The sequence below is a fragment of the Citrobacter amalonaticus genome (assembly GCF_002918555.1).
GTDB classification, from domain to species: Bacteria; Pseudomonadota; Gammaproteobacteria; order Enterobacterales; family Enterobacteriaceae; genus Citrobacter_C; species Citrobacter_C amalonaticus_A.
The window spans coordinates 288,802-308,043 of the sequence record NZ_PQMB01000005.1 but is presented as its reverse complement, the minus strand read 5'-3'; the positions used below and the strand labels follow the sequence as shown (position 1 = coordinate 308,043).

Here is a 19,242-nt window from a genome sequence, read left to right as displayed (position 1 = left end):
GGCGTTTTTTGTCTCAACTGACCAGCCTGCGCGTATCAATACGCTGTAACATCATCGAAAGCAGCACACTTATTGCCAGCGTAGCGCTAAAAATCCAGAACATATCCAGCGGCGGCCAGCTTTTTAACTCAAAACCACGGGTGCGCAAAGCGTGAATAATCAGCGCATGAAATCCGTAAATGCCTAATGAGTGGCGCGAAATAATCCCAAGACCTGGGACTGTACGCGTATTGAGCGTGTTCTTGACCAGCGTTAGCAGGGATGCCGCGCAAATAAATACCATTGGCCCGCAATAGACGTACCAGGTATCGGCGAAATTTCCTCGCCATTGCAATTCATGCCATGTTCCGCGCGAGATAATAAATACCGCCGCGATGAAAAGTACGGCGCAAAGCATGGATAGCGAGGCTTTTTGCGTCTCCATCATGCCAATAGCCCGGCCCAGCATACCGTACAGGATGTAATAAAACGTATCACCATTGATATATAAATTGACCGGTAGCCACTCAAAACCCCCGATCTTCTGCGTGACGGTATTGGGATTGGCGATAATGCCCATAACTATCATCAGTATGAGCAACATTTTACCGCCGATGTTTTTAACCTGGATAAGCGGTGACACCAGGTAGATAACCGTAATCGCAAAGAAAAACCACAGATGATAGAACACCGGTTTTTGCAGCAGATTTTTTAGCGTGAGTTCTGCATTGATGGAGGTAAACAGGGTGATATAAATCAGAGCCACGACGCTGTAGAACAACAAACACAGGCCAATTCGTAAGAAATGGCGCGGCTGAGCGCTGCGTTCGCCAAAAAAGAGATAGCCCGAGATCATAAAAAACAGCGGTACGCTGACGCGTGAGGCAGAATTCAGTACGTTTGCAAACTCCCAGTTCAGCGGACTGACACTGTGCGCATTTGTGATATACCAGGTTGTGGTATGAATCATCACTACCATTAAACAGGCTATCCCTCGCAGGTTATCAATCCAGTAAATTTTGGGCTGCATCAGTTTCTCGATTTCCGTTTTAAAAAGGGTCTGACTGTCGTTTTTCCGGCATATCTCGCTGGAATAATCTGACTTTTCAGGCTAAATCTTGAGATGGCTCGAAGAGATTCGCAAAATGTACCTGACATATCCAGACATTAATAATAAGACTGACCAGCAAATCGGGCGGGAATAAAATGATGATGAAGTATTTCTTTCCAGCGATGCTCTCCGTCGCACTGGCGGGATGCGCAACGCCACCACCGCCCGTGCAGAAGGCGCAGAAAGCGAAACCCAGCCCAACGCGAACGCTTGACATGGAAGAGATGTGCAAAGACCAGGCGGCCAGACGCTATAACACGGGCATACAAAAAATCGATGTGACTGGCTTCGAACAGTTCCAGGGGAGCTATGAGATGCGCGGTTATACGTTCCGTAAAGAGAGTTTTGTCTGCTCTTTTGACCCGGATGGGCAGTTTTTGCATCTTTCCATGCGTTAACCCCCGCCTTTTTCCCGTTACGTACTGTATATCTTGCAGTCAGCGGGTATACTGATCCCTTCCTTTAAATCCACACGTATCCAGCACGAAATAATATGCAAAAGTTTGATACCAGGACCTTCCAGGGCTTGATCCTGACCTTACAGGATTACTGGGCTCGCCAGGGCTGCACCATTGTTCAACCATTGGACATGGAAGTTGGCGCGGGAACTTCTCACCCAATGACCTGCCTGCGCGCGCTGGGGCCAGAGCCGATGGCAACTGCTTACGTGCAGCCATCCCGTCGTCCAACCGACGGTCGCTATGGCGAAAACCCGAACCGTTTACAGCACTACTATCAGTTTCAGGTGGTGATTAAACCGTCTCCGGACAACATCCAGGAGCTGTACCTCGGATCTCTGAAAGAGCTGGGTATGGATCCGACCATCCACGACATTCGTTTCGTGGAAGACAACTGGGAAAACCCAACGCTGGGCGCCTGGGGTCTGGGCTGGGAAGTGTGGCTGAACGGCATGGAAGTGACCCAGTTCACCTACTTCCAGCAGGTCGGTGGCCTGGAGTGTAAACCGGTAACCGGTGAAATCACCTACGGTCTGGAACGTCTGGCCATGTACATTCAGGGCGTAGACAGCGTTTACGATCTGGTCTGGAGTGACGGTCCGCTGGGTAAAACCACATACGGCGACGTGTTCCATCAGAACGAAGTGGAGCAATCCACGTATAACTTCGAATACGCGGACGTTGACTTCCTGTTCTCCTGCTTCGAGCAGTATGAGAAAGAAGCCCAGCAGTTGCTGGCGCTGGAAAATCCGCTGCCGCTGCCTGCCTACGAGCGAATTCTTAAGGCTGCCCATAGCTTCAACCTGCTGGATGCGCGTAAAGCCATCTCCGTCACCGAGCGCCAGCGCTATATTCTGCGCATACGCACCCTGACCAAAGCAGTGGCAGAAGCGTACTACGCTTCCCGTGAAGCCCTTGGCTTCCCGATGTGCAACAAGAATAAATAAGAGGCGGCCATGTCTGAAAATACTTTCCTGGTGGAAATCGGCACTGAAGAGCTGCCACCAAAAGCGCTGCGCAGCCTGGCGGAGTCTTTTGCTGCGAACGTGACCGCGGAGCTGGATAACGCTGGCCTCGCGCACGGTAATGTTGAGTGGTTTGCTGCACCGCGCCGTCTGGCGCTGAAGGTCGCCAGTCTGGCGGCTGCGCAAGCGGATCGCGAAGTTGAAAAACGCGGTCCGGCGATTGCCCAGGCGTTCGACGCGGAAGGTAAACCGAGCAAAGCGGCTGAAGGTTGGGCGCGTGGATGCGGTATTAGCGTCGCGCAGGCCGAGCGTCTGGTCACCGACAAAGGTGAGTGGCTGCTGTATCGCGCACACGTCAAAGGTGAAAGTACCGAAGCGCTGCTGCCTAACATGGTAGCCAGCTCATTGGCGAAACTGCCAATCCCAAAACTCATGCGCTGGGGCGCGTCCGACGTGCACTTTGTTCGTCCGGTTCACACCGTGACCCTGCTGCTGGGTGATAAAGTCATTCCTGCAACCATCCTGGGCGTGCAGTCCGACCGCATTATTCGCGGTCACCGCTTTATGGGCGAACCGGAGTTCACCATCGACAATGCCGACCAGTATCCGCAGATTCTGCTGGAACGCGGTATGGTTGTGGCTGACTACGAAGCGCGTAAAGCCAAAATTAAAGCCGACGCGGAAGACGCGGCGCGCAAGATTGGCGGCAACGCCGATCTGAGCGAAAGCCTGCTGGAAGAAGTCACCTCCCTGGTGGAGTGGCCGGTGGTGCTGACCGCGAAGTTCGAAGAGAAATTCCTCGCGGTGCCGGCTGAAGCGCTGGTGTACACCATGAAGGGCGACCAGAAGTACTTCCCGGTATACGACAACGCGGGCAAGCTGCTGCCGAACTTTATCTTCGTGGCGAATATCGAGTCGAAAGACCCGCAGCAGATCATCTCTGGTAACGAGAAAGTGGTGCGTCCGCGTCTGGCTGATGCCGAGTTCTTCTTCAATACTGACCGTAAAAAACGTCTGGAAGACCATCTGCCGCGTCTGCAAACCGTGCTGTTCCAACAGCAACTGGGTACGCTGCGCGACAAAACCGACCGTATCCAGGCCCTGGCCGGCTGGATTGCCGGTCAGACTGGCGCTGACGTGAATCACGCAACCCGTGCGGGCCTGCTGTCCAAGTGCGACCTGATGACCAACATGGTCTTCGAATTCACCGACACTCAGGGTGTGATGGGCATGCACTATGCGCGTCACGATGGTGAAGCGGAAGATGTTGCGGTCGCACTGAATGAACAGTATCAACCGCGCTTTGCGGGTGATGATCTGCCGTCTAATCCGGTAGCCTGCGCGCTGGCGATTGCTGACAAAATGGATACGCTGGCAGGCATCTTTGGTATCGGTCAGCACCCTAAAGGTGATAAAGATCCGTTTGCGCTGCGTCGTGCCGCGCTGGGCGTGCTGCGTATCATCGTCGAGAAGAACCTGTCGCTGGATTTGCAGACCCTCACCGAAGAAGCGGTGCGCCTGTACGGTGACAAGCTGACCAACGCGAAAGTGGTGGATGACGTTATCGACTTTATGCTGGGCCGTTTCCGCGCCTGGTATCAGGACGAAGGTTATACCGTCGATACTATTCAGGCGGTGCTGGCGCGTCGTCCGACTCGTCCGGCAGACTTCAATGCCCGTATGAAGGCCGTGTCCCACTTCCGTACTCTGGAAGAAGCGTCGGCGCTGGCTGCGGCCAACAAGCGTGTATCCAACATCCTGGCGAAATCCGACGAGACGCTGAACGACATCGTTCACGCATCCGTGCTGAAAGAAGCGGCGGAAATCAAGCTGGCAGGCAATCTGGTGGTTCTGCGTGATAAGCTGCAACCTTACTTTGCCGAAGGTCGTTACCAGGATGCGCTGATCGAACTGGCTTCTCTGCGTGAGTCGGTTGATGAGTTCTTCGAGAATGTGATGGTGAATGCGGAAGAGAAAGATATCCGTATCAATCGCCTGACGTTACTGTCCAAACTGCGCGAGCTGTTCCTGCAGGTAGCGGATATTTCCCTGCTACAGTAGTCGTATTCTTGATCATTAAAACCTGCTTTCGGGCAGGTTTTTTTATGCACTAAATCTACATCATCTATGAGTGAAACTCATAAGGGTAAGCTTACTTTCCCCTCTTCAGATATCCTTTACTTACGTCTATTCTGCATAAGCTAACTGTGCGGGGGATATTATCTATTATCGAGAGATTTTCTTTGAAATCTCCGGCCACAGTCAAAATCATGATCGCGTGGTGAGGAAGTATGATGAAAGAAGTGATTGTTGTTATTGGCAGCGGTTCTATTGCACAGGCTATTGTGCGTCGTGTTAGCGTTGGAAAGCATATTCTTCTGGCCGATATTCAAATCGAACAGGCGCAAATGGCGGAAAACACTTTGTCACGTGCCGGGTTTGCGGTAAGTACGACGGTTGTTGATGTGCGCTCCCGGTTATCAATACAACAGTTAGTAAAAACAGCCTGCGCTTTGGGGGAGGTTAAAGGCATCATTCATACTGCCGGATTGTCGCCTTCTCAGGCAAAAGCCCAGGATCTGATCAAAGTCGATTTATACGGTAGCGCAGTGCTGTTTGAAGAGTTTGGTAAGGTTATCGGGCATGGCGGCTCAGGCGTGGTGATTGGCTCACAATCCAGCCATCGTTTACCTGTTGATGAACTGACTCAAACTCAGGCCGATGCACTGGCTACGCTACCACCAGAAGAATTGCTTGAATTACCACTGATAAAAGAAATTGAAGATAGCCTGTATGCCTACCAAATTTCTAAACGCTGTAACGCACTTCGCGTTATGTCTGAAGCTGTAAAATGGGGCAAACGTGGTGCTCGTATTAACTGCATTAGCGCCGGTATTATCTTTACGCCTTTGGCTTATGATGAACTTAACAGCGTGGAGCGAGGTGCGTTCTATCGCAATATGCTGGAGAAATCTCCTGCGGGCCGTGGCGGTACACCGGATGAAATTGGCGCACTTGCTGAATTTCTTTTCGGGCCAAATGGGACGTATGTGACAGGCAGTGACCTGCTGATAGATGGCGGAGCAACTGCATCCTATAAATATGGCGAATTGCGGCCCTGATATCGTCCCCTTGCGCCATGAGATACCCTTTTGGATGCGCTTAATATATTGCTGAATATGGCTGGATTTTTGACCAACACAAAACGGCCTGATGGCGATGCGCGCATCAGGCCTGTAATCATCCGACAAATTCTCGTCAGTTAAAGCAGCTGCAATTCAGTCAGACAGGTCTGGCTGTCATTCATAGTTTTAATGGGATGAATCGCCTTCTTACCGTTGTAGCTCACCTCAACCGACCCTTCCATGTTGCGTGGGAGCCAGACGCCGATAAAGCCGTTCTGGTAGCTCTTCAGCGCTTTTTGCATGACGACATCACCTTTGTTATCCGTCACTTTTACATTGAACGTGGTATTCGGCATTTCTCCCTGACAACCGGAAAGGCTGTGATTAAAGCAGGGGTGTGTTTGTTGCTGATAGGGGGCGAAGGAGAGATAGAATTTATCGCCCAGCGGCAGGGTGTGGACCTGCTCTCCATCGTTTAACTTCAGATCGGTGCTGGTTACGGAAGCTGAAAAAGGCAGCGGACGACTTTGTGCTGTCTGGTCGATGGTTTCGACCATTTGTTCCACGGATTTTCCGGCAAGCCCATGCTTTGCCAGGAACGCAGATTCAGGTGCTGCGGCGAATGCGGCGCTGCTGGTGAGTAATCCCAGAAATAACAATAATGAAGATTTCGACATCGCTTCAATTCCATGTGAAAAACAGGGTTTTCACTTTAAAGCTTGCCCTTAGGGTAAGGTCAAAGGTATTGCAGGTAAAGTAATGCAAAGACAGAATTATGCATAAAAAAATCCCCGCCGACTGGCAGGGATCTGGAATTCTGATGAGCTGTTTAAGCTTACAGGCTGGTTACGTTGCCAGCTGCCGGGCCTTTAGCGCCGCTTTCGATGGTGAAGGAAACTTTCTGACCTTCATCCAGAGATTTGTAACCTTCGTTCTGGATAGCAGAGAAGTGTACGAACACGTCTTTGGAGCCATCGTCAGGAGTGATGAAGCCGAAGCCTTTATCAGCGTTGAACCATTTTACGATACCAGTCATTTTACCGGACATAGTGTATTACCTTTTAAAAAATAAGTGTGCCTTTCGGCGATATGGCGTGCTTTACAGATTTTTTAAGCGTTAAGGAAATGCGCACTACGAGGGGTATCAACGATAACTCTTGAAGGGGACTACCTTACTAAACTGCTTTAATGGTCTGTACGTCAAACCGTTGAGTGCATTAACTCATGTAACGCTGGTGGATGCAACTTTTATTTTCATTATGACTCTCTGACTGGTCGGAAAACGGTCCTTTGCAGGACCGCGATAGATTGCAGTGTTAAAAGATTTATTCCCGCAATTGATGACTCAGTTGCGGATTAGCCTGTATCAGGCGCATCAGTTTTAGCTCGGTGCTGGACGGCTTCTCGCGTCTTGATTCCCACTCCTGCACCATCGCTACGGTTACCCCCATCGCCCGGGCGAAGTCAGCCGTTTTTAGCCCGCTTTCTTTGCGTAACTGTTCAAATTCAGTAAAAGGGTTGGGCTTACTCGTCAGGGTAACTCGTGAAGATTCATCTTTAAAAACAATTTGTTCCAGGCTGCTTAACAGCTCAAACATAGGATCTTTATATTCCATTGAGAACTCCTCTAAATCACACAGCGGGATCGTGAATTTCATCGAAGCCAGTTAAGAATAGTTGCAAAACGCCAAAGACGTCTGGCGTAAGACGATGGGAGGGCGCTGCAAATTCGTTTCAGCAAAAAGGATAAGCAGAATTGTAGCGTGCTAACGATCTGATAACGGTCGGGATATCCTGTCCATTCAGGAAAGTGTAAAGATTACGAAAATATGACGATTTCCGGCGGGAAAAACCCGCCGGGGAGGGATCAGGCTTTTTGCGTTGCACTGTTCAGGTTTTCAGAAGAAGCGCTAACCATGGCCGGCTGTCGTTTTCCGGCCCAGTATTTCACCATCAGCGCGAAGGCGGAAACGAGCGCCGGGAATGCGAGAAGGGTAAATATGGTTTCGAATGAGAGCTGTGCCTGCATCAGAAATGCACCGCTGAAGGCGCCGAGAATACCGCCAAAGCGCCCCAGACCCAGCATCCATGCCACGCCGGTGGCACGGCCCTGGGTGGGATAAAAACCGGCGGCCAGAGCGGGCATCGACGATTGCGCGCCGTTCATAATCGTTCCGGCAATAAATACCATCACGCCCATCAACACCAGATTGCTGGTAGAAAAACCGACCAGACAGACAAAGATGCCGGTCAGCAACCAGCCTGCCGCGACCACTTTATTCGGATTCATTTTGTCCATCAGCGCGCCCAGCACCAGCACGCCGATGCCGCCGCCCAGTGGGAACAGGGCCGTAATAATTGATGCCTGGCTCAATGTTGCGCCCGTTTCACGGATAAGCAGTGGCAGCCAACTGGTCAGCAGGTAGAAAATCAGCAGTCCCATAAAATAGGTCAGGCAGAGCATCACGGTACCGAGTGCGTAACGCGGTGAAAAAATGACGCCGAGCGCGGATTTCTCTTTCACCTGGCCCGTTTCGCGCAGGACAAAATGAGTGGCATCAGGTAGTGGCGCGATACGACGCAGGATTTTGCCAATCTGCTGCTGGGACTTGTTTTTGACCACCAGATAGCGCGCCGACTCCGGCAGCAGGAAGATGAGCACCAGCGCCAGCATCAGTGGCATCACCCCACCGAGAACCAGCACGCTCTGCCAGCCATAATGGGGAATGAGCCATGCGGAAATAAATCCACCCATTGACGATCCGATTGGGAACCCTACAAACATCAGATTCACCATCAGAGCGCGACGGCGTTCGGGGGCGTATTCACTCATCAGCGTAGCGGCATTGGGCATGGCTGCACCGAGCCCCAGACCCGTTAAAAAGCGCAGGACGGTAAGTTGATTAAGCGTGCTGGCAAAGGCGGTCAGCAGACTAAATCCGCCAAAGACAATAATCGACATGATCAGGACTTTCTTGCGCCCGATACGGTCAGCCATCGGACCCGCCGTTAGCGCGCCCACAGCCAACCCAACCAGCGCGGCGCTCATTACCGGGCCGAGCGCTGATTTCTCAACCCCCCACTCCTGTACCAGGTCAGAGGCAATAAAACCAATAATGGCTGTGTCGAAACCGTCCATCGCGACGGTCACAAAGCACAGCACGAGGATCATCCACTGATACTTTGAAAAGGGATGATCATTTATAAACGCTTGAATATCCGTCGTTCTGTTTGTCATGCGATCGTTCCTGCTGAATAAAGGCGGGGGACAGAGGTAATTATGGTTTTCTCCACCGCAGGCGTTGATGGTTTTTGTGCGATTATCGAACGTTTATTCGTTAATCGTTCATTTAATCAAAACACCGAAGTCACGCCCGGGCAATCTCTCCTGTTTCATTAACGTGCGATAATCGTACGATTTGGCTGCGTATGGAGCGTGCATGGTTTGAAATATGATAAAAATCATGGTGTTGTTATTCGTGCGCGCCATTGCAGGAGAGAGGTTAAATGTGATGAAATTAACAATAAAATAACAAACTAAAATTTCCTGTTTTGAGACATCATTTTCCACTACAAGATTATGCGGAAAGGGTATCCTGCGAGCCTGACCTGGACTATCCTTGTCAGCGTCAGGCACGCGTGTGTTGGTGTGCGCTTTTTTGTGTGAAAGGAGTATTGAAATGGCGACAGGTAAGTCCTGCTCTCGCTGGTTTGCGCCTCTTGCGGCGTTATTAATGGTAGTTAGCCTGAGTGGGTGTTTTGATAAAGAAGGCGATCAGCGCAAAGCGTTTGTCGATTTTCTGCAGAATACGGTGATGCGTAGCGGTGAGCGTCTGCCAACTCTGACTGCCGATCAGAAAAAACAGTTTGGTCCGTTTGTATCCGACTACGCGGTTCTGTATGGCTACTCGCAGCAGGTTAATCAGGCGATGGATTCCGGTCTGCGTCCGGTTGTGGACAGCGTTAACGCGATTCGCGTGCCGCAGGATTATATGACCCAGCGTGGTCCCCTGCGCGATCTGAATGGCTCTCTTGGCGTGTTAAGCCAGCAGTTGCAGAATGCAAAACTGCAGGCTGATGCCGCGCGTAGCACGCTAAAGCAAGCTGACGATCTGAAGCCGGTCTTCGATCAGGTTTACAATAAAGTCGTGACGGTTCCTGCGGATGCGCTGCAACCGTTGATCCCGGCTGCGCAAATCTTCACGCAGCAGCTGGTACAGGTGGGCGATTTTATGGCCCAGCAGGATACGCAGGTCAGCTTTGTGGCGAATGGTATTCAGTTTCCGACCTCACAGCAGGCAAGTCAGTACAACGCGCTGATTGGTCCATTGGCCTCTCAGCATCAGGCATTTACTCAGGCCTGGACTGCTGCGGTGAACGCAATTCAGTAATACAAAAAAGAGGCGAATCTTTCGCCTCTTTTTCTTTTTTATCCTGCCACCTGCGGATTCACGCAATTCTTCTCAACCTTGCCCTGTAGCGCATCGATTAAGTTATCCACAGCGCAGGCTGCCATGTTGTAGCGTGTTTCATGGGTGGCTGAACCAATGTGCGGCAGCGCCACCACGTTTGGCAGCGACAACAGTGGTGAATCCACCGGCAGCGGTTCTTGTTCAAAGACATCCAGTCCCGCTGCGTGGATCTCACCATTTTGCAATGCGGCAATCAGCGCGCTCTCGTCCACGACCGGACCGCGCCCGGCATTGATAAAAATGGCGGAGGACTTCATTCTGGCAAACTGCGCTTTACCAAACAGGTGATGTGTCTCTTGCGTGAGTGGCAGAATCAGGCATACAAAATCAGATTCCTGGAGCAGCGTATCGAGGTCGCAATAGCGCGCATTGAAACGTTCTTCTGCTTCCTGATGATGCCGCCGTGCGTTGTAAAGAATCGGCATGTTAAAACCGAAGTGGGCGCGTTGCGCGAGGGCAAGACCAATACGCCCCATGCCGATAATCCCCAGCGTTTTATGATGAACATCGGTACCGAACCAGTCAGGACCGATGCTTTTCGTCCATTCACCGGTTTTCACTCGTGTTGCCACTTCTACCACGCGACGGGCGGTGCTCAGGATCAGCGCCATCACCGTATCAGCCACGGTTTCCGTCAGCACCGTTGGCGTGTGCATCAGCAGTACTTTACGTGCGTTGAGGGCATCCACATCAAAATTGTCATAACCCACGGAAATGGTTGATGTTGCGCGCAGCTTCGGCATTTTCTCCAGCAGGGCGGTATTGACGGCTTCGCTGGAGCCTAATAAACCTTCTGCACTGGCGAAAGCGTGTGCGTGCTGTTTTACCGTCTCCGGGCGCAGGTTGGGGACCTGAGTCACGGCAAAATGTGCTTCCAGGCGATGCAGTAAATCGTCGGGTAACGCTTTGTAGAGAATAATGGACGGCTTCATGCAAATCTCCGTAAGTTAAAATTTAAGCGTGGCGTGCGCCAACCGGTCGCTGTTGATTATTGGCAGGCTTAACAATCAGAGTTAGCCATACTGAGGCAAAAAGCGCTACCCCCCTGAAAATGTACGATGCGAACGGACTGCCAGTGGCGTCGTGGAGAGAGTCCACAAATCACGAGCCGAAGAATGAGCCAGCGTCATCGTTTCTCCATTGTCTGTCGCCACGCCGCCGTTGCCACCGGGGTTAGGGAGGCGGTTAGCATCACGTGTCATTATTCACCTAACGCTTCACGTGTCGGTAATCCTTCGCTGTCGCCCTGTACCTGAATGGCCAGCGCACCGATTTTATTGCCACGAATGATGGCCTGACGCAGCGTGCGCCCTTCCAGCAGAGCGCTTATCACGCCTACCGCAAAGCCATCGCCTGCGCCAACCGTATCCACCACATGGTCCACTTTTACCGGGGCAACGCTTCCTTGTTCACCCTCTGCGGTTTTATACCAGGCACCGTCGGCACCGGTTTTCAGCACCACCGCCTTCACGCCATGATGCAGATAGAAATCGGCGATACCTTCCGGGGTTTGTTGGCCGGTTAATATCATCCCTTCTTTCAAACCTGGCAGAACCCAGTCGGCCTGAAACGCAAGGCGGTTGAGTTTCTCCACCATCTCCGCTTCGCTCTTCCACAGTACAGGCCGCAGGTTTGGGTCGAATGAGAAGGTTTTACCCTGCGCTTTCATTGTGCGGGCGGCGTGTGTCAGGAGTTCACAGGAGCTGGCGGAGAGCGCAGCCGCGACGCCGCTTAAGTGCAGATGGCGGGCGCCGGAGAAGTACGCGTCGTTGTAATCTTCAACGGAAAGATGGCTGGCGGCTGAATTTTTACGGAAGTATTCCACAATGGGATCGGTTCCATTTTCGACTTTGGATTTGAGCTGAAAGCCGGTGGCGTGATGTTCATCGAGGATCACGCCATGAGCATCAATTCCCTCTTTTTTCAGCGAGTGGAGAATAAAACGGCCAAAGCTATCATTACCGATGCGGCTCACCCAACCCACCTTCAGCCCCAGGCGCGCCAGGCCTGTTGCGACGTTGAGTTCGGCACCCGCCACGCGCTTAATAAACTGATCGACTTCTGCTAAATCGCCGGTCTGAGTGGCGACAAACATCGCCATCGCTTCGCCAATGGTGATGACATCCAGGGAATTCTTCATCTCTTACTCCTTACGTAACATATCGACGTAGCGACGGGTAACTTCCGTCAGGTCGGCCCCTTCCAGCGGGAACTCAATGCCGCGTGGCACCTCTGCGGGCAGTTTGCTGAGCAATGTCAGCCAGCGGGGATCGGCCTGGTCTGGTGGAACGGCGCGATAGCTGTCGCGATGCGCCACTGCGGCTTTGACGTGGACATAGCCCACGGAAGGAGCAAGCAGCTCTGCTGCGGCTTCCGGCGAGTTGCCGACCCACAGCCAGTTACCCATATCAAACGTCAGTCGCACAGGCAGCTTTTGTTGCTGGCAGGCCGTGCTGAAGCGCTGCATTGGGAGCAGCCGCCCGCATGCGGTTTGATCGTTTTCCACCACCAGCGCCATGCCGCTGTTCTCCAGCCAGTTATGCAGGGTGTTGAATTGCTCCGTATGGGTAAAATGCCCGAGCGAAACTTTTAACCAGAGTGCGCGCAGTGTTTGTGCTTCATGAAGCAATTCGGGGAGCTGTGGATTGAGGGTGCCATCAGTCAGAAACAGCGGTTCTGGCGCGGAATAGCAGGTCAGCAAGCCGAATAATTCAATGGCGAGGGCCAGCGTGGGTAACGTCTTAAGCTCTGCGGGTGTGAACATTTCACGGCGGATCTCGACGCCGTCGGCACCGGCTCCGGAAATGACCGGCAGCATCGCGCTTTGTCCGCCAGCTGCGCGGACCAGATCGTTGCCATAAGCGGCAGTCACCACCATAATTTTTCTCTGCATGGAAACTCCTGGTCGGACGCTCTTTTTAATACGCTAAATGGTACCGGTTCCAAAGAAAAGATCGCTTTGTCGAAATTATGATCGCTATCACGAAGGAAAATTAACGGGATGTGGAACCGCGGACGATCAGTTCGCCGGAAAAAACCTGCTCATGGAGAGGCTCTGCGGCACCTTCGATCCGGCGCACCACCTGCTCGACGGCAGCGTAACCAATCTGCCAGGTGGGCTGTTTGAGTGTGGTAATTCCGACGCCTGCCAGCTCAGCCCATTCCAGCTCATCGAACCCCAGCAGGCCAATATCGCTGCCCCAGTTCAGACCAATGCGTTTAAGCGAGCGGGCAATCTGCAGGGTGAGCGCGCCGTTAGCGGAGATCACCGCTTTGCGCATACCCCGGTGCTGTTGGTGAAACTGGCGCAAAGTGTTATCCAGGTATGTATTCTCCGTCAACGGAACTTCGGCGTCTTCCGCCACCACTCCAGGGTAGCGGGCAAGCGTCGCACGAAAGGCGCTCAGGCGCTCGCGGCGCGTGTTCACGGTGCCGAGTGGTTCACTGAGAAACAGCAATGCTTCGAACCCTTGTTCAATCAGGTGTTCAGTGGCTGCTGTGGCGGCCTGGGTGTTATCAAGTCCCACCACATCACAGGCGAAATCAGGGATCTTACGATCGATAAGTACCATCGGCAGCGCCGACTGTTGCAGACGATTCAGCCCCTCTTCACGCATGCCAACAGCGTTGACCACAATGCCTTCCACCTGATAGCTACGCAGCAGATCAAGATAGTGTAACTCCTGGTCCACTTCGTTATTGGTGTTACAGACCAGAGGGGTGAAACCTTTCTCGCGACAGGCCGCTTCAATACCGCTTAATACGTTGACGGAATAGGGGTTCGTGATATCAGCGATGATCAGACCTATCAGGCGAGTGCGGCCGCGTTTCAGGTTACGGGCCATCAGGCTTGGGCGATAGTCGAGTTCGGCAATGGCTTTTTCAATACGAGCCAGCAGCGCATCAGAAAGCAGATGTTTTTCGCCATTGAGATAGCGGGAAATACTGGTTTTACCGGTTTTCGCGGTTTTTGCCACATCACTGATGGTAGGGCGTGCTGATTTTTCCATGGGGATTTCTCTCGCCTGAAAGTGTGAACACCTTAGCGCGAAAATTAACAATGGCAAGTTGATTCATGCCGGATGGTGAAGCCACCACCATCCGGCAATTTATTACTGAATCGGGCTTAGGGTGATTTCGACGCGGCGGTTTTGCGCTTTGCCTTCTTCGGTGCTGTTGCTGGCGACAGGATTTGCCGGGCCCATCCCGCCGGTGCGGATTCGGTTTGCCTCCACACCATGAGTAATCAGCGAGCTGGCAACGCTGTCGGCACGTTGCTGCGACAGACGCATGTTCAGATCCTGTCCGCCGGTACTGTCCGTATAACCCATCACGTTGACCGCGGTTTTATTGTACTCTTTGAGCACCATTGCCACGCCGGTCAGCGTATTCGCACCCGCTGGTTTCAGGGTGGCGCTGCTGCTGTCGAAGGTGACGTTATTCGGCATGTTGAGGATAATATTATCGCCGCTGCGCGTTACGCTAACACCGGTTCCCTGCATTTTATTGCGCAGTTTCGCCTCCTGTACGTCCATGTAGTAGCCCACACCTCCGCCCAGTGCAGCACCTGCGGCGGCGCCAATCAGTGCGCCTTTGCCGCGATCTTTCTTCGAGGAGGAGAGTGCGCCAATACCTGCGCCAACAAGCGAACCGACACCTGCGCCAATGCCAGATTTACCCGCTTCGCGTTCGCCGGTGTAAGGGTTGGTTGTGCAGCCTGATACCGCCAGGGCGCCGCTCACGATGGCAGCAATCACAAATACACGTTTCTTCATCTTAATTCCTTAATGACTTTCTTATTTTTTGCCACAGCGACCGTGGCGCCTGATTATGACGTGTGAACATGAAGAAAATTCCAGGGAACTCTCTGAAATTTGTAAGTAACATTGAATGGCGCAATAAATAAACGACGTCATCTGCAGGAGCGCTCACTTTGTCTAATGAATCATCTTATTCCGTATTAACGGCAGCCCACTGGGGGCCTGTTCTGGTCGAGACCGACGGAGAGCGTGTTCTGTCATCCCGCGGGGCACTGCCCACTTCACACCCCAATTCGCTGCAAACGGTGGTTCGTGACCAGGTTCATAGCAAAGCCCGGGTGCGCTTTCCGATGGTTCGTAAAGGATTTCTCAACTCACCGGAGAACCCACAGGGCGTACGCGGGCAGGATGAATTTGTACGCGTGAGCTGGGATGATGCGCTGGCGCTTATTCACACCCAGCACAAACGTATTCGTGAAACGTATGGACCGGCGTCAATTTTTGCCGGTTCGTACGGCTGGCGGTCGAACGGCGTACTGCACAAATCGGCGACCCTGTTGCAGCGTTATATGGCGCTGGCGGGTGGCTATACCGGTCATCTTGGCGACTACTCCACGGGGGCGGCACAGGCCATCATGCCGTACGTGGTGGGGGGAAGTGAGGTCTACCAGCAGCAGACCAGCTGGCCGCTGATCCTGGAGCACAGTGATGTCGTGGTGTTGTGGAGCGCCAATCCGCTTAACACGCTGAAAATCGCCTGGAATGCGTCGGATGAGCAGGGTATTCCTTACTTTGATGCTTTGCGTAACAGCGGGAAGACGCTGATCTGTATCGATCCGATGCGATCGGAAAGTGCGGATTTCTTTGGCGATCAAATGGAGTGGATTGCCCCGCATATGGGCACGGATGTGGCGCTGATGCTGGGAATTGCCCATACGCTGGTGGAAAACGGCTGGCATGACGAGGCGTTTCTCGCACGCTGCACGACGGGCTATGACGTCTTTGCCGACTATCTGCTGGGCGTGAGCGACGGCAGGGCAAAAACAGCGGAGTGGGCCGCGAGTATTTGCGGGATTTCTGCGGCGAAAATTCGCGAACTGGCAACAATATTCCATAAAAATACCACCATGCTGATGGCCGGATGGGGGATGCAGCGACAGCAGTTTGGTGAGCAAAAGCACTGGATGATTGTGACTCTCGCCGCGATGCTGGGACAAATCGGCACGCCTGGCGGCGGGTTTGGGCTGTCATATCACTTTGCTAACGGCGGCAATCCAACGCGCCGTTCCGCCGTGCTGGCGTCAATGCAGGGGAGCTTGCCGGGCGGCACCGACGCGGTAGAAAAAATTCCGGTGGCGCGCATTGTCGAAGCGCTGGAAAACCCCGGTGCGCCTTATCAGCACAACGGTATGAATCGTCACTTCCCGGATATCCGCTTCGTCTGGTGGGCGGGGGGCGCTAATTTTACCCATCATCAGGATACGAACCGCTTGATTCGTGCCTGGCAAAAGCCGGAGCTGGTGGTGATTTCCGAATGTTTCTGGACCGCGGCAGCGAAGCACGCGGATATTGTTCTCCCGGCGACCACCTCTTTTGAACGCAACGATCTCACCATGACCGGCGATTACAGCAACCAGCATCTGGTGCCGATGAAGCAGGTTGTCACCCCGCGTGATGAAGCACGCAATGATTTTGACGTCTTTGCCGAACTCAGCGAGCGTTGGGAAACCGGTGGCTATGCCCGCTTTACCGAAGGTAAAAGCGAGCTGGAGTGGCTGGAGACATTCTACGCGATTGCCGGTCAGCGCGGTGCCAGCCAGCAGGTCACGTTACCGCCGTTTGCTCAGTTCTGGGAAGCAAATCAACTGATCGAGATGCCGGAGAGCCCGCTCAACGCGCAATTTGTTCGTTTTGCGGATTTCTGCCGTGACCCTGAGCGGCACCCGTTGAAGACGCAAAGCGGGAAAATTGAAATCTGGTCACAGAAGATTGCCAGCTACGGTTATGCTGATTGTCCGGGGCACCCGACGTGGCTGGAGCCGGATGAATGGCACGGTAATGCAAAACCCGACCAGCTACAGCTACTCTCCGCACACCCGGCGCATCGCTTGCACAGCCAGCTCAATTACAGCGCGCTTCGCGAGCAGTATGCAGTGGCGGATCGCGAGCCGGTAACTATCCATCCTGACGATGCGCGGGCGCGGGGGATTTCCCATGGCGATACGGTTCGGGTGTGGAACCATCGCGGGCAAATCCTTGCAGGGGCGGTGGTTACCGAAGGCATCAGACCTGGCGTTATCTGCATTCATGAAGGAGCGTGGCCGGATCTGGAGCCGTCTGCGGGGGGAATTTGTAAGAATGGCGCGGTTAACGTCCTGACCAAAGATCTCCCCAGCTCACGACTGGGCAACGGATGTGCAGGCAATACCGCGCTGGCCTGGCTGGAGAAATACCGCGGGCCCGCGCTGGCGCTTACCGCGTTTGATCCACCTGCCAGCCCATAATCCAGGTGGGATGTCGGGTATCTTCCTGCCAGGCACTATCTTCAATGCGAAATCCCAGCGCATCGTAGAAACTCACGGCGGTCTGGTTTTTCTGGTAGACCTCCAGGCTGAGGATGGGGAAGCGTTGCTGCACGTACTGCACCAGCGCTTTGCCTATCCCACGCCTCAGCGCATCAGGCGCGACAAACAGCGCCCCTAAAAAACGTGCCTCCATGATGCTGGCGAAGCCTTTTAGTTGACCATTCTCTTCCCACACCCAGGTTTGCGCAGCGGGCAGATAGACGTCGCGGACAATCTCTTCGCTTTCACGCCAGTACGCTTCGCGAATAAATGGGTGCGCATGAATAGTGCTTTCCAGCCATAGCGCCAGAATGGGCGCCATATCGCTACTGTGGGATTCTCGGATCATGATGCTCTCCCGGGTGGCAAAAACAGCTTATGACATGGTCATTGACCAGACCGCACGCCTGCATAAAGGAGTAACAGATGGTGGAGCCCACAAACTTGAAGCCGCGTTTTTTTAGCGCCTTTGAAAGCAGGTCAGAAGCCGGTGTTGAGGTGGGGATTTCGCTCAGGGTGGCCACGTGCGAGACCTGCGTTTGGTTGCCCACGAATGACCACACGAACTCAGAAAACGGTTCTCCGTTCTGTTCCATTGCAAGGTACGCGCGGGCGTTGCCGATGATGGCCTGAATTTTACCGCGGTGGCGAATGATACCGGCATCTGATACCAGGCGTTCAACATCTTCTTCAGTCATCGCTGCCACGCGAACGGGATCAAACTGATGAAAACAGGCGCGATAGTTTTCCCGCTTCTTGAGCACGGTAATCCAGGAGAGCCCGGCCTGCTGACCCTCGAGGCAGATCATCTCAAACAGTTTTTTGCCATCGGTTTCAGGTACGCCCCATTCCGTATCGTGGTAGGCAATATAAAGTGGATCCTGACTGACCCAGCCGCAACGTTCCATACTCTCCCTCGCTGTTTGCCATAACGTAAAATTTTCATTCGGCTGGCCTTGACGCGCCCGCCAAAAAGACAATATTTAATACAGGCTCTTGTGCCTGACACACTTCCTACAATGACAATAATATCGCCGAATTCGGCTCTTTCCTGGAGTCGCGTTGATGAATTTGAAAGAAAGCAGAGGTCGCCGGGCATTATGCTGCCTTGCGGGCGTAGTGGCCTGTTCGTTCTCTATCAATACCGCGTATGCCTGGCAACAAGAATATATCGCTGATACCGTATCGGGGCATACGACAGAACGCTATACATGGGATAGCGATCACCAACCAAGTTACGATGATATTCTGGCCGAGCGGATCCGGACTCATCAAAATGCGCCCGGTCTGGTGTTGAATCTGGCAGATGAATTGCCCCCTGACGCGCCCGGCAATATGAGCTTAGGCTGGAATTTCCCCTTGTCCACGCGCATCTCCACCGGGCCGGTTGCTGCGCTGCATTACGATGGTTCCACAGCGGCAATCTATAACGAATTTGGCGATAGCGTGACGACACAGACCCTGACCGATCCACTCTGGCATGCCAGTGTCAGCACGTTGGGGTGGCGTGTCAATTCGCAATTTGGCGACCTGCGACCGTGGGCGCAAATTGGCTATAACCAGCAGTTTGGCGAGAACATCTGGAAAGCGCAGTCAGGCCTTAGTCGGATGGTGGCGGCGAGCCAGGAGGGGAACTGGCTGGATGTGACCGTTGGGGCGGATATGCTGCTTAATCAGAACATGGCGGCTTATGCTGCGCTGTCTCAAACTGAAAACAGCGCCACCAACAGCGATTTTTTGTACACCATGGGGGTTAGCGCCAGGTTTTAACAGATAGCTCACAATTAAAACGCAGTAGTAACAGTTAA

Annotated in this window: 19 protein-coding genes and 1 pseudogene; 7 read left to right on the top strand and 13 right to left on the bottom strand. The window is 53.2% G+C overall.

What is annotated here, in order from left to right:
- Window positions 1–13 precede the first annotated feature (13 nt).
- Window positions 14–1,009: an acyltransferase gene (locus C3432_RS21325; RefSeq protein ID WP_103778641.1), complete on the bottom strand. Its 996-nt coding sequence runs from the start codon at window positions 1,007–1,009 to the stop codon at window positions 14–16.
- 176 nt (window positions 1,010–1,185) lie between these two features.
- On the opposite strand from C3432_RS21325, the gene C3432_RS21320 reads away from it, so the two are divergent.
- The 4 genes from C3432_RS21320 to C3432_RS21305 all read left to right on the top strand — a co-directional run bounded on the left by C3432_RS21320 (window position 1,186) and on the right by C3432_RS21305 (window position 5,635).
- Window positions 1,186–1,488 (top strand): YsaB family lipoprotein, encoded by a 303-nt coding sequence (locus C3432_RS21320; protein ID WP_103778639.1) that lies wholly within the window; start codon window positions 1,186–1,188, stop codon window positions 1,486–1,488.
- Window positions 1,489–1,583: 95 nt separating this feature from the next.
- The gene (gene glyQ, locus C3432_RS21315; protein ID WP_004126458.1) at window positions 1,584–2,495 is read left to right on the top strand and encodes a glycine--tRNA ligase subunit alpha; all 912 of its coding nucleotides are present in this window, start codon (window positions 1,584–1,586) and stop codon (window positions 2,493–2,495) included.
- 9 nt (window positions 2,496–2,504) lie between these two features.
- Window positions 2,505–4,574 (top strand): glycine--tRNA ligase subunit beta, encoded by a 2,070-nt coding sequence (gene glyS, locus C3432_RS21310; protein ID WP_103778637.1) that lies wholly within the window; start codon window positions 2,505–2,507, stop codon window positions 4,572–4,574.
- A 233-nt stretch (window positions 4,575–4,807) separates the two neighbouring features.
- A complete protein-coding gene (locus C3432_RS21305) occupies window positions 4,808–5,635 on the top strand; it encodes an SDR family oxidoreductase (protein ID WP_103778635.1) in 828 nt (275 codons plus the stop codon).
- Window positions 5,636–5,775: 140 nt separating this feature from the next.
- Here the strand turns inward: C3432_RS21305 and cueP are convergent, their stop codons facing one another.
- The 4 genes from cueP to C3432_RS21285 all read right to left on the bottom strand — a co-directional run bounded on the left by cueP (window position 5,776) and on the right by C3432_RS21285 (window position 8,876).
- Entirely contained in the window at window positions 5,776–6,315 is a 540-nt protein-coding gene (gene cueP, locus C3432_RS21300) for a copper-binding periplasmic metallochaperone CueP (RefSeq protein WP_103778633.1), read from the bottom strand.
- A gap of 158 nt (window positions 6,316–6,473) precedes the next feature.
- Window positions 6,474–6,686: a transcription antiterminator/RNA stability regulator CspE gene (gene cspE, locus C3432_RS21295; protein WP_004126446.1), complete on the bottom strand. Its 213-nt coding sequence runs from the start codon at window positions 6,684–6,686 to the stop codon at window positions 6,474–6,476.
- Window positions 6,687–6,963: 277 nt separating this feature from the next.
- Window positions 6,964–7,254, bottom strand: coding sequence for an HTH-type transcriptional regulator (locus C3432_RS21290; RefSeq protein WP_103778631.1), 291 nt, complete (start codon window positions 7,252–7,254; stop codon window positions 6,964–6,966).
- Between the two features lie 251 nt (window positions 7,255–7,505).
- Window positions 7,506–8,876: an MFS transporter gene (locus tag C3432_RS21285; protein WP_103778629.1), complete on the bottom strand. Its 1,371-nt coding sequence runs from the start codon at window positions 8,874–8,876 to the stop codon at window positions 7,506–7,508.
- Between the two features lie 442 nt (window positions 8,877–9,318).
- Between C3432_RS21285 and C3432_RS21275 the strand changes: the two genes are divergently transcribed.
- Entirely contained in the window at window positions 9,319–10,029 is a 711-nt protein-coding gene (locus tag C3432_RS21275) for a DUF3053 domain-containing protein (protein ID WP_103778625.1), read from the top strand.
- A gap of 38 nt (window positions 10,030–10,067) precedes the next feature.
- Here the strand turns inward: C3432_RS21275 and ghrB are convergent, their stop codons facing one another.
- The 6 genes and pseudogenes from ghrB to C3432_RS21245 all read right to left on the bottom strand — a co-directional run bounded on the left by ghrB (window position 10,068) and on the right by C3432_RS21245 (window position 14,885).
- Entirely contained in the window at window positions 10,068–11,042 is a 975-nt protein-coding gene (ghrB, locus tag C3432_RS21270) for a glyoxylate/hydroxypyruvate reductase GhrB (protein ID WP_103778623.1), read from the bottom strand.
- Window positions 11,043–11,064: 22 nt separating this feature from the next.
- Window positions 11,065–11,232 (bottom strand): annotated as a pseudogene (locus C3432_RS21265) (MFS transporter); the annotation flags it as partial.
- Window positions 11,233–11,311: 79 nt separating this feature from the next.
- Entirely contained in the window at window positions 11,312–12,250 is a 939-nt protein-coding gene (locus C3432_RS21260; RefSeq protein ID WP_103778621.1) for a sugar kinase, read from the bottom strand.
- Window positions 12,251–12,253: 3 nt separating this feature from the next.
- A complete protein-coding gene (locus tag C3432_RS28110; RefSeq protein ID WP_103778619.1) occupies window positions 12,254–13,003 on the bottom strand; it encodes a sugar phosphate isomerase/epimerase family protein in 750 nt (249 codons plus the stop codon).
- A gap of 100 nt (window positions 13,004–13,103) precedes the next feature.
- On the bottom strand, window positions 13,104–14,120 hold the full coding sequence (locus tag C3432_RS21250) for a LacI family DNA-binding transcriptional regulator (protein ID WP_103778617.1): 1,017 nt from the start codon (window positions 14,118–14,120) through the stop codon (window positions 13,104–13,106).
- A 102-nt stretch (window positions 14,121–14,222) separates the two neighbouring features.
- Window positions 14,223–14,885 carry an OmpA family lipoprotein gene (locus C3432_RS21245; protein WP_103778615.1) on the bottom strand — a complete coding sequence of 221 codons (663 nt, stop codon included), beginning with the start codon at window positions 14,883–14,885 and terminating at the stop codon, window positions 14,223–14,225.
- A 158-nt stretch (window positions 14,886–15,043) separates the two neighbouring features.
- Here C3432_RS21245 and C3432_RS21240 point away from each other — a divergent pair, with 158 nt between their 5' ends.
- Complete coding sequence (locus tag C3432_RS21240; RefSeq protein WP_103778613.1) at window positions 15,044–17,374, top strand: molybdopterin guanine dinucleotide-containing S/N-oxide reductase; 2,331 nt, start codon at window positions 15,044–15,046, stop codon at window positions 17,372–17,374.
- On the opposite strand, the gene C3432_RS21235 is transcribed toward C3432_RS21240, so the two are convergent.
- Together C3432_RS21235 and tag are read right to left on the bottom strand one after the other, a co-directional pair.
- Window positions 17,343–17,783, bottom strand: a complete 441-nt coding sequence (locus C3432_RS21235; RefSeq protein ID WP_103778611.1) for an N-acetyltransferase — start codon at window positions 17,781–17,783, stop codon at window positions 17,343–17,345. The genes C3432_RS21240 and C3432_RS21235 overlap by 32 nt on opposite strands.
- A complete protein-coding gene (gene tag, locus C3432_RS21230; protein ID WP_103778609.1) occupies window positions 17,761–18,342 on the bottom strand; it encodes a DNA-3-methyladenine glycosylase I in 582 nt (193 codons plus the stop codon). The genes C3432_RS21235 and tag overlap by 23 nt, the downstream gene beginning before the upstream one ends.
- Before the next feature lie 157 nt (window positions 18,343–18,499).
- On the opposite strand from tag, the gene C3432_RS21225 reads away from it, so the two are divergent.
- Window positions 18,500–19,204 (top strand): autotransporter outer membrane beta-barrel domain-containing protein, encoded by a 705-nt coding sequence (locus C3432_RS21225; protein WP_103778607.1) that lies wholly within the window; start codon window positions 18,500–18,502, stop codon window positions 19,202–19,204.
- The last annotated feature ends 38 nt before the right edge of the window (window positions 19,205–19,242 follow it).